The 13,024-nt window shown below is 44.2% G+C and carries 13 protein-coding genes and 4 pseudogenes; 3 read left to right on the top strand and 14 right to left on the bottom strand.

What is annotated here, in order from left to right; all coding sequences use genetic code 11:
• Window positions 1-8 precede the first annotated feature (8 nt).
• Window positions 9-191, top strand: a complete 183-nt coding sequence (locus AC0L66_RS07375) for a hypothetical protein (protein ID WP_473568922.1) — start codon at window positions 9-11, stop codon at window positions 189-191.
• Window positions 181-1,497, top strand: a complete 1,317-nt coding sequence (locus tag AC0L66_RS07370) for a DUF1501 domain-containing protein (protein ID WP_473568920.1) — start codon at window positions 181-183, stop codon at window positions 1,495-1,497. The genes AC0L66_RS07375 and AC0L66_RS07370 overlap by 11 nt, the downstream gene beginning before the upstream one ends.
• Before the next feature lie 123 nt (window positions 1,498-1,620).
• On the opposite strand, the gene AC0L66_RS07365 is transcribed toward AC0L66_RS07370, so the two are convergent.
• Window positions 1,621-2,022 carry a DUF1801 domain-containing protein gene (locus AC0L66_RS07365; RefSeq protein ID WP_265673541.1) on the bottom strand — a complete coding sequence of 134 codons (402 nt, stop codon included), beginning with the start codon at window positions 2,020-2,022 and terminating at the stop codon, window positions 1,621-1,623.
• A 59-nt stretch (window positions 2,023-2,081) separates the two neighbouring features.
• On the opposite strand from AC0L66_RS07365, the pseudogene AC0L66_RS07360 reads away from it, so the two are divergent.
• Window positions 2,082-2,491, top strand: a pseudogene (locus AC0L66_RS07360) (BLUF domain-containing protein).
• A 121-nt stretch (window positions 2,492-2,612) separates the two neighbouring features.
• Here the strand turns inward: AC0L66_RS07360 and AC0L66_RS07355 are convergent.
• The 13 genes and pseudogenes from AC0L66_RS07355 to AC0L66_RS07295 all read right to left on the bottom strand — a co-directional run bounded on the left by AC0L66_RS07355 (window position 2,613) and on the right by AC0L66_RS07295 (window position 12,777).
• Window positions 2,613-2,987, bottom strand: a complete 375-nt coding sequence (locus AC0L66_RS07355) for a DUF805 domain-containing protein (RefSeq protein ID WP_265673540.1) — start codon at window positions 2,985-2,987, stop codon at window positions 2,613-2,615.
• Between the two features lie 188 nt (window positions 2,988-3,175).
• Window positions 3,176-3,581 (bottom strand): annotated as a pseudogene (locus AC0L66_RS07350) (GFA family protein).
• 118 nt (window positions 3,582-3,699) lie between these two features.
• Window positions 3,700-4,115, bottom strand: a pseudogene (locus tag AC0L66_RS07345) (GFA family protein).
• Window positions 4,116-4,221: 106 nt separating this feature from the next.
• Complete coding sequence (locus tag AC0L66_RS07340) at window positions 4,222-4,539, bottom strand: hypothetical protein (RefSeq protein ID WP_473568918.1); 318 nt, start codon at window positions 4,537-4,539, stop codon at window positions 4,222-4,224.
• A gap of 80 nt (window positions 4,540-4,619) precedes the next feature.
• Window positions 4,620-5,087, bottom strand: coding sequence for an OsmC family protein (locus AC0L66_RS07335; protein WP_265673536.1), 468 nt, complete (start codon window positions 5,085-5,087; stop codon window positions 4,620-4,622).
• A 384-nt stretch (window positions 5,088-5,471) separates the two neighbouring features.
• Window positions 5,472-5,954, bottom strand: coding sequence for a response regulator (locus AC0L66_RS07330; protein ID WP_473568916.1), 483 nt, complete (start codon window positions 5,952-5,954; stop codon window positions 5,472-5,474).
• Entirely contained in the window at window positions 5,941-7,266 is a 1,326-nt protein-coding gene (locus AC0L66_RS07325; protein WP_473568914.1) for an ATP-binding protein, read from the bottom strand. The genes AC0L66_RS07330 and AC0L66_RS07325 overlap by 14 nt, the downstream gene beginning before the upstream one ends.
• Before the next feature lie 5 nt (window positions 7,267-7,271).
• The gene (locus tag AC0L66_RS07320; protein WP_265673533.1) at window positions 7,272-8,690 is read right to left on the bottom strand and encodes an SLC13 family permease; all 1,419 of its coding nucleotides are present in this window, start codon (window positions 8,688-8,690) and stop codon (window positions 7,272-7,274) included.
• Between the two features lie 275 nt (window positions 8,691-8,965).
• Window positions 8,966-9,439 carry a DUF2947 domain-containing protein gene (locus AC0L66_RS07315; protein ID WP_473568913.1) on the bottom strand — a complete coding sequence of 158 codons (474 nt, stop codon included), beginning with the start codon at window positions 9,437-9,439 and terminating at the stop codon, window positions 8,966-8,968.
• Between the two features lie 8 nt (window positions 9,440-9,447).
• Window positions 9,448-10,035: an HD domain-containing protein gene (locus AC0L66_RS07310; protein ID WP_473568911.1), complete on the bottom strand. Its 588-nt coding sequence runs from the start codon at window positions 10,033-10,035 to the stop codon at window positions 9,448-9,450.
• 35 nt (window positions 10,036-10,070) lie between these two features.
• Complete coding sequence (rimJ, locus tag AC0L66_RS07305) at window positions 10,071-10,649, bottom strand: ribosomal protein S5-alanine N-acetyltransferase (protein ID WP_265673530.1); 579 nt, start codon at window positions 10,647-10,649, stop codon at window positions 10,071-10,073.
• A gap of 132 nt (window positions 10,650-10,781) precedes the next feature.
• Window positions 10,782-12,325 (bottom strand): annotated as a pseudogene (gene tyrR / locus AC0L66_RS07300) (transcriptional regulator TyrR).
• A gap of 119 nt (window positions 12,326-12,444) precedes the next feature.
• Window positions 12,445-12,777, bottom strand: a complete 333-nt coding sequence (locus AC0L66_RS07295; protein ID WP_473568909.1) for an STAS domain-containing protein — start codon at window positions 12,775-12,777, stop codon at window positions 12,445-12,447.
• Window positions 12,778-13,024: the final 247 nt, after the last annotated feature.

Raw genomic sequence — 13,024 nt, 5'->3', positions numbered from 1 at the left:
ATGATCACTTGGCATTGATCGATGAAATTGAAAGACGGCTGCTTTCTCAAAGAATGAGTGAGCCGCTACGAGCCATCGTATTAGAAGGGTTAGACGACCTTCGCGATACGCAGCAGAGTTTAAAGGTTCGCAACGCACTTTATATTGTAGTGACCAGCCAAGAGTTTCATATAGAGGAGCTTGCCCAATGATTTCACGTCGTCAACTTTTAGCGGCGATGGCCTCGACACCACTTGTCTCGATGATGGGTACTGCTCTGCACATGCCCTACCAAACAATGATTATAAAGCCTTAGTTTGTGTGTTTTTGTTTGGCGGGAATGATGGCTTTAACATGTTAGTGCCCAACGATAATGCCCACTATGATGAGTACGCTGCTGCTCGTCCAGATATAGCCCTCCCGCAGGCGTCATTATTGCCGTTGTCGTTGAATACGGGGTCAGACCTGACATTAGGTTTACACCCATCAATGACAGGCATTCAAAACCTTTTCGACAGTGGCAAAATGATCGCCATTGCGAATAGCGGTGTGCTGATAGAGCCTTCAACGAAAGCGGGTTTGCAAGATGGAACGCATGCGATGCCGCCGTTTCTATTTTCTCACAACTCACAACAAACAGAATGGCAGCGTGGCTGGTCTGGCAGTACCACACCGTTAGGCTGGGCAGGACGCTTGATGGATGTGCTCAGTAGCGATACAGACACCATTAGCCCGACGTTTAGTCTTAACGGATATGCGCAGCTACTAAATGGCAGCGATCACAGTGCTAACCTTATTAAGGCATCATCACTGCCTAAAGTGAATGCCGTTAGTAATAGTTTGCGCCGTAAGAGCTTTGATCAGGTGATGAGTTTATCCCCGCTAACAGCGTTTGGACGAGAGTTTGATCGCGTGAAGGATGATTCAATTTCAATACGAGACCAACTCGCAACGGCGATTGAATCGGTTCCGGAAGAAGCGCATTTTCCTGATATATCGTTAAGTCATCAGCTCCATACCGTCGCGCGATTGATTAAGTCGAGCGATCAACTTGGGCATCAGAAGCAAATCTATTTTGTCGGCTTAGGTGGCTTTGACACACACGCCAACCAATTGGATACTCATACGCAATTGCTGAGCGCTTTGAGCCAGTCGCTTGCCGCGTTCAATCAATCTATGGAAGCATCAGGACTGGGCGACAAAGTGACCACAATGACCATGTCTGATTTTGGGCGACGCTTAGCGAGCAATGGCGCCGGAACTGACCATGGCTGGGCAAGCAATCACCTAGTGATGGGCGGCGCGTTAAATAGTGGACAGTTATACGGGCAGTGGCCATCGTTAATCCTTGATGGCGAAAATGACTTCAATAAAGGACGAATGATCCCGACGACTTCTGTTGAGCAAATTGGTGCGACAATTGCGAAATGGATGGGAGTAAGAACGGATGATGCGATGGGCTATATCTTTCCAAACTTAGCGAATTTCTCGGTACAAAATTTAGGGTTCTTGAAATAATTGAATCTGGATATACATCAGAACTGCCTGTACCACAAACCGTGTAGATGACGCTTCTGATTCGCTGGGAATAACACAACGTCTAGTACTCACTGCTAACTGCTAACTGCTAACTATTGGTGCTCAACTTGCTCCAAGTAAAGGCATGTGTTTTATTCTTTGATAGGTCATCGCCAAGGCGATACAGTGGGTAATTTCGCTTTCAGGAAACGGTTGAGTCATCGATAACACGATGGCTCTATTGCCTTGAAACTCAAGTACGTCACTATATAACTCACGAAATGTGTCGACTAATTGCGTGTTGCAGTTGAAATACAGGTAGTAGTGATTCGGCGTCTTTAACTTCCAATCCATTCTAATTGGGCTACCCGATTGAACACGGTAACTAGGCTCGCCCCATTTCAGCGTTTCTTCCACGTCACCTAAATCTAACGCTTTCGCACACTGAAAAATGAGCGCTCTTAAATCAAGGAGTGACCGTCGAATATCACTTGGATAATCATTAAATTTGTTTATCACTTCCATCGTCTCGCTCCCCTCTCTGCTCAACAGTCAACGTTGCGTAAGTTCGCAATTTAGGCCACATCGATTATATTTATGTCAGTACACTATCAAAGAATTGTGATTCAAATGCTATAGGAGACATCCTTTCACAATCCCGTGAGCACAACAAAAAATCTCCTATCACCGGACTACTGAGCCACAATCAAACCTATTTTCTGCCGTGTTTAGAAGGATCGAGAGACGCCATAAACGACACCTATCACCATATTTTAAATGACCAACGGCACAGTAATGTCAGCATACTTTATTTCAAAGAAATCGACTGTCGCTCATTTGGGGATTGGTCTATGGGTGACATACCACAATCGCATTTAACCACGCTACTATAGCTGCAATTTTCAGGTTCAGAACACTTCAACCCCTATGAAATGTCAGGTGAAAGCGCCTACCTCATGCTTTTAGAGCTCAAAAAAACTTGCCGTCGGAATAATCGTCAAATCCGTTCGTTACTGTGCTGATAACGTTTATACTACCCGTCATAACTCAACAGTGGCTGCGCAGTAACTTACACAGCTCCCCATCCAACAAGCCGCTTCTAACCTAGTCACTGACTATAACTTCGCCGACAACTTAGGGTTACTCCCGTAGACATTTTCGGCGTTTTCGCTGTCTAAAACTAAGAAATACAACATAACGAAAAAACCAATAATTGGAATAAAGTAAAGCAACATCCACCAGCCAGTACGACCAGTATCATGTAAACGACGAGCGGTGACTGATAGGCTTGGTAATATAATGAATAATGTAAAAATGCCGCTTAGAATACCAATCTCTTCAGATACGCTGTACCAACCGAGCGCGTTGTCAATAATGGTCAAAATCACAGAAATTAGCACGCTAATCCCCATGAAATACCAATACTCTTTACGTCGAGCTCGACCACTAAACTCTATCGGCCGTTTTAAAACAGAAATGAACCAATTCATGTAACCTCCTAACCATAAATACTTTCATCATCGAGCGCACTTGCACAGCTCTATTAACTACGCAACCTACTGATCACGCAAACTCCGCCGTAAAACACACAGCGCGACATAATACAAATAAAGCCCGTCAACATAACGAAGTCAAATTGGTAGTCACGAATATTAGGACTTTAGCCACTTAAACTTTGTTAACCCAATGACCTGTCCGCCGGGTGGTTAACACCATCATTAATGACCACCTCACCCAAATCAAAAGGGTTCACGCCCAATAAGCACCCAACATTAAAACCATATTCTGTTGGATCTGAGCGTCTTTGATGGTGAGTATAAATGCCACAATTAGAACAAAAATAATGCTTCGCGATACCAGATATTAAATTGGTAAAGCTTAAGGAATTCTTGACCTTTTAGTACACGAATACCGTCTAGCTTTACTGAGGCGACAATCGCCCCTTTCCTACGACAGATCGAACAATCACAACGTCTTGGCTTGTCGATGCCATTGGGTAAGTGCAACTCCAGTTCAACGGCACCACAATGACAACGCGCCCTGTGATTAATTTCAATGATTGTATCGCCAACTTGTTTAATCATAACGACTCCCTTTATTTTATGCGGCGCGCCGCATGGTAAGCATCCACTTCAGTAAGAAACGTCAAAGCCACTTATAAGCTGTACGATGATTTTAAATATAGGCCTTAATTAAACCTCATTATATTTCACTGGAGAAGTAAGCCATTATCTCGGCGGTCGTCATCTCTTTTGTTTCATTCGAAAAGCAATAATAACTCGGTCGGGCATCGCTAAAATACTGCATATCCATTTCTAGCCCTTCTAAGCTAGAAAACAAGCCTACTGGCATGTTGTATTCCCCTGTTGCTTTGAACTTATAGAATAAATGCGTACCGCATTGAGAACAAAAACCACGGGACGCCCACGATGAAGACTCGAACATTTTGACGTTCTCACGACCTTCTATCTTGACCTTTTTCCGCACTTCACGGCAAAAAATGGCGCGCCGCCCCACGTGCGACATGATTGACAATGGCAGACGGTAAACTTGGGGTTAACCTCTTCCGCGATGATTTTAACTGCCCCACATAGGCAGTTTGTTTCAGCATAAGACATTGGGCATACTCCTAGAGGCAATCGCTGACACTTTACTTACTGATGGCATGTTTAAGCGCATCAACCTGAATTTCAAACACTGGTTTCGATTGTGGATGACTTGAGCCTACCACCGATACGCACTGAACACTACGGTTTCATCAATATGTTCAAATTCAACCTGAAGTTCGTATTTTTTAATGTTAAATATGGTGTATACCACACCAACAACAAACGCGATTGGAGCTAACAAAACGCCAAATTCTTCAGGGTATATCATCCACACAACACTCGAAAACAATACGCCAACCAGTACGATTTTAAGTAAGTGATCCGATATCGTATTCAGTTTAACCCGAGCACCTTGAATTTTAACCAAAGGGAACTCATCACGTTTATAACTAAATACACTGGAGGTAATTTTAAACTCTGTGGCCGAAATCATTTGACCCTCCCGACGCGTCGAAATGTTTGAGCGCGACGTCGAACAATATTACGCACCGCTCACTGAAAATAAATAGCGTGTTACTCTATGATTTCCGTTGTTACGAGTGTCGTAACGGAATTGGCAATAAAGCAATTTTCATGGGACAAATGGTGCATTTTTTGTAACTGCGCCATTGTAGGGATACGTTTTCCTGAAAACACGACATTGGGACGTAGCACCACCTTGGTCACCGCCAGTTTTCCGGCTTCATTTTCGCCAAGAGTACCGATAGCTTTATCTGTATAACTGTCTATCACATAGTTGCGCTTCGCAGCGATAGAAAGAAAGACCAGCATGTGACAACTCGATAAAGCGGCAATAAACGCTTCCTCAGGATCAACATGTTCTTCTACTGATAGTGGTAGCGGTACCACGTGAGGGGATGGTGAGGCAGGGACAATCAGCCCGCCATCAAATTCCCAACGATGACTGCGGCTATACTGGTTGTCGTGGAAAATTTCGTCGTCGCCTCGCGTCCAAGTGACCACGGCATAATGTTCTGACATGTCATCCTCCTGATTCCGATGTCGATATCACTAAGGGTATTTAATGTACTTCTTGTGTCTTGGTTTTTATTGAAGATGAGTAGAAGCTTTTACTGATGATGCTAGGAACTTCTATTGATAACGGAGAAATTTCTATTCATAAGGGAGAAACGTCCATCTTCATTCATTCCCCATCATAGAGGATGTAACCATAAAAATCTGTCATTAAGAGTATTAACTATGTCGCATATCGTCATTGTCGGATATTGACCACGATGAGAACATAAGATGAGGGCTAGAATGAGTAAAAGTCAGAGACAAGAGACAGAATAAAGAAACAGAGTAAACTTAATACCCGACTATCATGTCGGGCATTAAAAGTGGCGGTAATGCAAGTGCTTCACTTTAAAACGATGAACTGAGCCTTGTCAGTACCACCTGCTGATCCAATTCTTCATGATACGGCTGGTAGTCCAAGCCGCTGTCAAAAATGAAATGCGTGACTAGCGTGCGGACGCATTCCGTTAGCGCCTCGGCATTCCATGGCTTTTCAAAGTAATGGCTTACGCCCGCTGTATTAATGGCGGTAATGGTGTCTGAGTGTGTGGCCTGCCCAGTTAATAGCACTTTTTTCATCCATTTAAATCGACTATCTTGCGAAATGGTGGTCAGTAATTCTACCCCTGTCATTCCTGGCATTACGTGGTCAGAAATAATAACCGCGACGTGTTCACCGTCTGCGTCCAAATCATCCAACAGCTCTAGCACCTCAGCGCCCGATTCACAGTCTTCAATATTTATCCAATTAGACAAGCGCTCCAAATCCTGAACAACGGCACTGAGTACCTCTCGCTGATCGTCTACACAAATAATATTAAGCTTCTCCATTTGCTTCTCCTACTGGTAATTTGACTCGGAAAATAGTTTGTTCTGGACTGCTTTTCACCACAATCGTGCCGCTATTTTCACTCACAATACGTTTAACAATTGATAACCCCAACCCTAAACCAAAACTGAGGCCGCCCTTTTTGGTGGTAAAGTTAGGTTGAAATATTTTTCGTCGAATGGATTCATCTATCTCAGGGCCATTATTAGAAACAGTCACCAAAATACGCTGGTTCACCCAACGGGTTTGAATCTCTATTTCTGGCGCGGCGGTGGTATGCATGGCATCACAGGCATTTTTAATGATGTTGCTCCAGATTTGCACATATTCTGTCGAAGCCCCTTTAATTAACGGCAGGGTTGCCGGACGCACTCTGACGGAAACAAGACGTAAATCACTTTGCAGCAAAGACAGGGCTTTGTTAATGGTGTCATTAATATCAATCAACTCGTCTTGCTCACTGTCGGTACGCCCTAACTGTTTGACCGACTTTACAATGCCGACGGTATGGCGTGCCGCGAGTCTAAGATCGTGAAGATCACGCCCTAGTTCCCAATACTTTATTGCTTGTTCCGGTCTATCAAGCCACTGTTGTGGTAGCGTCGCAGTACCTAGCGCTTTAGCCAATCGCTTCGCGAGTAAGCGATCAAGTTTGTAAGTACGTTCGACCTGCTTGGCGATCTTTCTCGCCTCGCTAGACGACGTCCATTGTCCTTGCATCAAGCCTAAGTCGAAATATTGGCTCGATTCTGGATGCGCTTCTTCTAGTAATTGAATAAGCTCACTTTGCAAATGCTCAGTCTTACTGCTGACCACACCAATAGCATTATTAAGCTCATGAGCAATGCCTGCTGCGAGTTGTCCTAGCGTAGTCATTTGCTCAGCTGTATGTAGCCGTTGTAGCACTTTTTCTTTGGCGATAGCTTCTTGGGTTGCCCGTCGCTGACGCCGAGATAGCTCATTCACGATCACTGGCATAAACTGCGCACTGAGCGGACCTAGCTCGTCCGGCCTAATCGCTGGTGTGTTTTTATCTATCCACGCCAGTTTAACTTGCGTTTTTGCCTTAACGGTTGACGACGCAGTCCACGTGCCAGAAAAGAAACTGTGTACGCCAATAAAAGCGCCACTTGATGCCGTGAATAATTTGGTCAGGTTGCCATCTTCCTCTCGTTCATCAAACCCTTCCAGCTCGCCACTTTGCACATAGTACAGTCGGTCATTATGACCGTGCTGACGTAATACGACATCGCCAGCCATCATCGTCACTTGTCGCGTGGGTTCTGAAAAATAATGTTTTACCAGCTTATCCATATGGGTTATCCAATGTGCCCTACCGCATGCAACAGCCAAACGAGTACAAAGCTTAATAGCACACCGACGACGCCAAGAATAATACCAACTTTCGCCATCTGATTACTTTGTACATTGCCCGTGGCATGCGCCAAGGCATTAGGTGGCGTACTAATCGGTAACGACATGCCCAATGATGCCGCAAACGTCACAACCAGAATCAAGGTAATTTCGCCGCCAAGTGGCGCGAGCGATACCATAGACGCGCCTAACGCCGCCATAATTGGCATCAGTAAGTTTGCGGTTGCGGTATGCGACATGAAGTTGGCCATGATGAGACACAAGAATGCAGCGCCAAATAGCACGACGTAAGGGGAATAAGCATCAAAAGGAATACTATGCACCACTAATCGCGCCAGCCCGGTTTTGTCTAAAGCTAAGCCAAGTGCAATCCCGCCTGATACCAACCAAAGTACATCCCACGAGATACGTTTGAGATCTTCTTTATTAATAATGCCAGTAAGAGAGAATACCGCCACCGGGATAAGCGCCACGGTATACGAGTTCATGCCATGCGTTGAGCCCATTAACCATAGGATAATGGTGCCAGCGAAAGTAATGTACACCATGATAGCTTTTGGCGTTTTCAGAAACTTACCTTTGATCGCCAGCTCAATTTTTTTCTGCTCAGCACCATAAAGTGTATTAATCAACACCCAAGCCAGAGCCATCATCACCACAACAAATGGCACGCCAAATGCCATCCATTCACCAAAACTAATGTAGTTTTCACCCACTAGATATTTTAGTGCGATAGCGTTTGGCGGTGTGCCAATAGGGGTACCGATTCCACCGATATTGGCGGCGACAGGAATACACAATGCAAAGGCAATACGTCCAGGGTCTTTTGGCCCAAATAAAGCAATCACTGGCGTTAGAATAGACAGCATCATTGCCGTAGTCGCCGTATTTGACATAAACATGGAAAAAACACCGGTTATCAGCATCAAACCGAGCATTACGTATTTAGGATCAGTACCAAACGGTTTCAGCAATACCCTTGCTAGGTTGACGTCTAAACGATATTTCGTCGCTGCCATCGCGAGAAAGAACCCACCAAGAAACAGCATAATGATCGGGCTTGCAAACGTCGCCATGATCTCTTCATATCGCAACAAGGTACCAAAATGCGCCTCACCTTCTTCGGCACGAAACCAATACATGCCTTTATTGGATAGCATAAGAAGTTCCAATACGATGATAACCACAGACGTTGCATAAATTGGAATAGGCTCAAACACCCAACATAGTGCCGCTAATAAAAATATCGCGATGACGCGCTGCTGAATAATCGTCAATCCGTCGAAAGGAAATGCAGAGAGAGGTAAAAGTAGTACGATCAGTGGAACTAAGATCGGAATAATGTATTTGAGATAGTGGCGCATAACATGGCTCGTCCTGAGAAATAGCTACATATAACTTTGCTAATAGTGAATAAAAAGTGATTTACTGAGAGCAGTATCACGTTGTTATGCAAAAGCATACTTAGCGTAAGATCAAAGACTTGGCATTTAACTTAGTTACTTTTTTGGAATGTGAGTTAAGTCCATTTTGCGCACAAAAAAGCCTGCAGAGATGCAGGCTTCATATATTCGTTCCACTGATTAGCTGTCCGTATTTAGCTATCAGGATTTGACTATCAGCATTCAACTATCAGCATTTAACTTCGGCGACCGAGTCTAACGGTGCCTTTGGTTGAGAACCATAACGATTCCGGCCTACGACGCCCTAACAGAATTGGACCGTCATCGTAAAACAAAAAGTTCTTCCAATACTTTTTGAAAATCGACCACTTGGTTTCAATCACATTATATTTTTCATAACAAAAATATACCGTCACGTCATCTTGCCAATCAATAAAGTCCGCCACCGCTTCTGGCAACGCGTTCTCATCGGCTTCCCAAGCTTTCATCCAATCGACACTTTCTTGCCAATTGCTGTCTTTCATTGGCCAGTCCTGAGAGGACATACGCTCAGCATCGGGGCTTTGTGCACTGATATTTTCTTTCCAAAACTGTGCTGCACGTGCTTGCGTCATCGGTTTGATGAAAGGCCAATCACTTTCTGGTACAGGCATAGATTGATGAGTGAAAATCCATTTTCTTTGGTATTCATCCAAAGTCGTGTACGACATTCAGTCTCCTAGTGTTTTAACCAGCCGTTCTCTACGGCTTCTTCTATCAGCGATTGTGCTTTATCCCACAGCACTTGTGAACCTTTTTCTATCTTCTGGTTCACCTTCATGACTTGTTCCTTCGACACATCGTTTTCTAACCAGCTTTGACCTTGATTATGATAGTTCAACAGCATCGGAATTAATCGATCGAGCGCCTTGGCAAACTTTGCCTCAGCACTTTCAGCCGCTTCAAACTCCTGCCAAATCGAAAACAACTCGTCGCCTTGTTCTTGCGGTAGCATCGCAAACAACCGATTTGCCGCCGCTAACTCTTTTTGTTCTTGTTCTAATGATGCGGCAAGATCGTAGACAAAAGTATCACCAGCATCGATTTCCACCATGTCATGCAGCAACAGCATTTTCACCACGACAGCAATATCGACAGGTTCGTTAGCATGCTCTTCTAATAACAACGCCATCATCGCCACGTGCCAGCTGTGCTCTGCACTATTTTCAAAGCGACCCGCTGAGCTTTTTATTCGAGTCCGGCGCAATACGCTTTTAAGCTTGTCCAATTCCATTAGTAATGTGAGTTGCTGTTCAAGACGCTTCATTAGCTGATTCTCCAATATTTACTGGCTGTCCAATATTAGCTGGCTCTCCAATTAGGGTTAATCAACGCCGTCTGGATATGATCCTCCCACTGATCGTTTATCAGCAAGTAATCACTTGCATAGCCCTCTTTTTGAAACCCCATTGCATTAAGTACCGCGGCACTTCGTTCATTATGAGGCATATAACTCGCCGCAATGCGATGTATATTTTGCACATTGAACATATAAGGGATCACCATGGCGAGAGCTTTGCGCATATACCCATGGCCTTGGGCATTTTCGGCTAAAGAGTAGCCTAAATTACATGAGTGAAGTGGAAACCTGACTAGATTGCTCAGCGACACCGTGCCCTTCATCTCTTTTGAATCCGTATCGAAAATTAAGCAATAATAAGCAAGTCCGAGTCGGTGTAACTCTTCTAGCTTAACCAACTTTGCTGCCCAAGTATCCGCTCGATAAAACGCGGAATCTCGCTTGGGCTCCCAAGGCGCTAGAAACGTTTTATTTTCCTGAAAATAGTTGGATATTGTGTACGCATCTGAGGGTTTAGCGGTACGAATCAACACATTCCCATCACGGCAATGTATTCCCACCGCCGAGCTGCTATCTTCCATTATAACTCCCTGATATTTGCCAATGACTGGCGAGATCAAATGCCTTACCAGCGAAAGCCGCAGTGCCTTTAACTAGACCCCTAACGACTTTACGCTATTGCGGTGCTTTATGAGCGCCCGACGTCTTCAACATCAATTTTTGCGAATATTGTAATCACGCAATTTGTTAGCAATGGATGTATGTGACACATTCAATCGCTTTGCTAATTTTCGGCTCGATGGAAATGACTGGTACAGTTTCTCAAGGATTCTTGACTCGTAGTCTTTCATCATGTCATCCAGCGAACCATCTAGATTAAGGTTGACGCCACTTGTTGCAACCGACTCCAGTTTTGGTAGTTTGAAGTCTTCGATTTGTAAGCTATTGCCTGTGATTTGTGTTAACGCTCGTAACACCGAATTATCGAGCTGCCTCATGTTACCCGGCCAAGGGTAACTGCCTAGATCTTTGACTAAGGTGTCCGTACATTGCGGCTTAGCAATCGCCAGCTTTTGACTGTGCTTAGCAATAAACAGATCCAAAAGTGGAGCAATATCGCTCGCTCGTTCACGCAATGGTGGAATGGTCAATGTCAGTACATTAAGGCGATAGTATAAGTCTTCTCTAAATGCCCCCTGCTCCGCTAAATCCGCTAGGTTGTGACGGGTAGAAGCGATAATTCGCACATCAACGTGTACTTCATGTTCTTCGCCTACACGTCTAAAAGTACCGTCTTGCAAAAACCTTAACAGTTTAATTTGCAGATGAGGGCTCATTTCACCGATCTCATCGAGCAACACTGTGCCACCATTCGCTTGCTCAAAAATACCTTTATGACCATGCTCGTGATTAAAGGAACCTGGCGCATGACCAAACAATTCTGTTTCCGCCACATCGTCAGGCATAGAAGCGCAGCTCAGCACCAAGAATGGGTTCGATGCGCGGTTTGAGCGGCTGTGACAGGCCTTCGCGAGCATTTCTTTGCTTAGGTGCCAGTATCGCCTTCAATCAATAAGGGCTGATCGAGCATCGCTAACTTTTTCGCTTGACTCATGAGCGCTTTATGACGGTTTGATACCCCTACAAAATGCTCGAAACCAAGTATGTTATTATCAGAAAGTGACTCCGAAATAATCGCCGTGCTACTTGGCTGAATGCTCATTACCGCACTGGCCAGCACGGTTTCATTAGATTCTCCCGTAATGTAAACGGGCAAAATTTCCATCCAATAATCCATACCATCAACAACAATCGCTTGTTTCTGACGACAAATATCACCTTCAATCCACTTGGAGAAATGAAAACTAGGCAGTAAGTGGGTGATATGTTGGGCAATCGCTTCTTGCTCGCTTTTACCAAGCAATTTTAGCGCGGCGTGATTCGCCATATCGACCGAGCCTTTCAAATTAATAGAAAGTACCGGGTATGGAAGATTTGTTAGCAACGAAACCAGTTCGGTGTTATGCCTTTCACTGGGCATAAATTGAATTTTTCGAACATCTTTAACACCTGAAATTCGTCTAATTTCGGCCATTAGGTCGCGAAATGTATCAAAATCAATATCTGGGCAGTTAAGATAAATAATCCCCGTAATGTCGATTTCTATGCCCCGTAAATCAATATTTCTGGACGCTAAAATGTCCAATAACTCACGAGTCAATCCGAGCCTATCTTCACAAAAGACTTCTAAACGCACTGGGTATTCCTACTGAAAGTGTCACGAAAAGTTGACAGTCAGTGTGTATGACAACGAATGTTACGTCAATAAAAACCACTCGATTTGAATACGAAGTGGCTTGTTTATGCTCAAATTGATCAAGCCATGTCCGCCACTGCGTGATCTATATCACGATAAATATTTAGTAGCTGATCGACTTTGGTCAATTTGAATAAATTAAGGACCGAAGGGCTTTGGCTGACAATGGACATTTCTCCAAATTCATGGGTTTTATGTAATGCCATGATGGTCCCAAGAGCACTGCTATCCATAAAGATCACACCGCTTAAATCAATGAGTAACTTTTCAGAGATAACCCGATCAAACTGATTAAGGTATTGGCGAAAGTGGGGAATCATTTTGGCATCAAACCGATTCGTCTGCACCTCAATCACGGTGAGTGAATCATTACTATATAAAAAAAATGCCATGCTTGACTCCTGCTCACTACATAAGTTTTCCTGATCTCTTTATTACTATAGAAGGCTCACAGCAAATGCACATAGTTGCACCTTGCGTTTTTCCACGAAATATTGCTCCACATACCAACAAGCCTCCTACAGGTCACCTTCGCAACCTCCACAAAGCCAATAGGTCAGACTATTGCCAAGACTCCATTTTCTTGATGATTTAAGATGGAGTCTTGCCGCCAATTAGCGCAAAATGGACAAAAACCAA

The sequence above is a fragment of the Vibrio sp. GJ43-1 genome, assembly GCF_055808835.1.
Note: the sequence above shows the minus strand (reverse complement) of the source record. Positions and strands in the feature narration are given on the sequence as shown.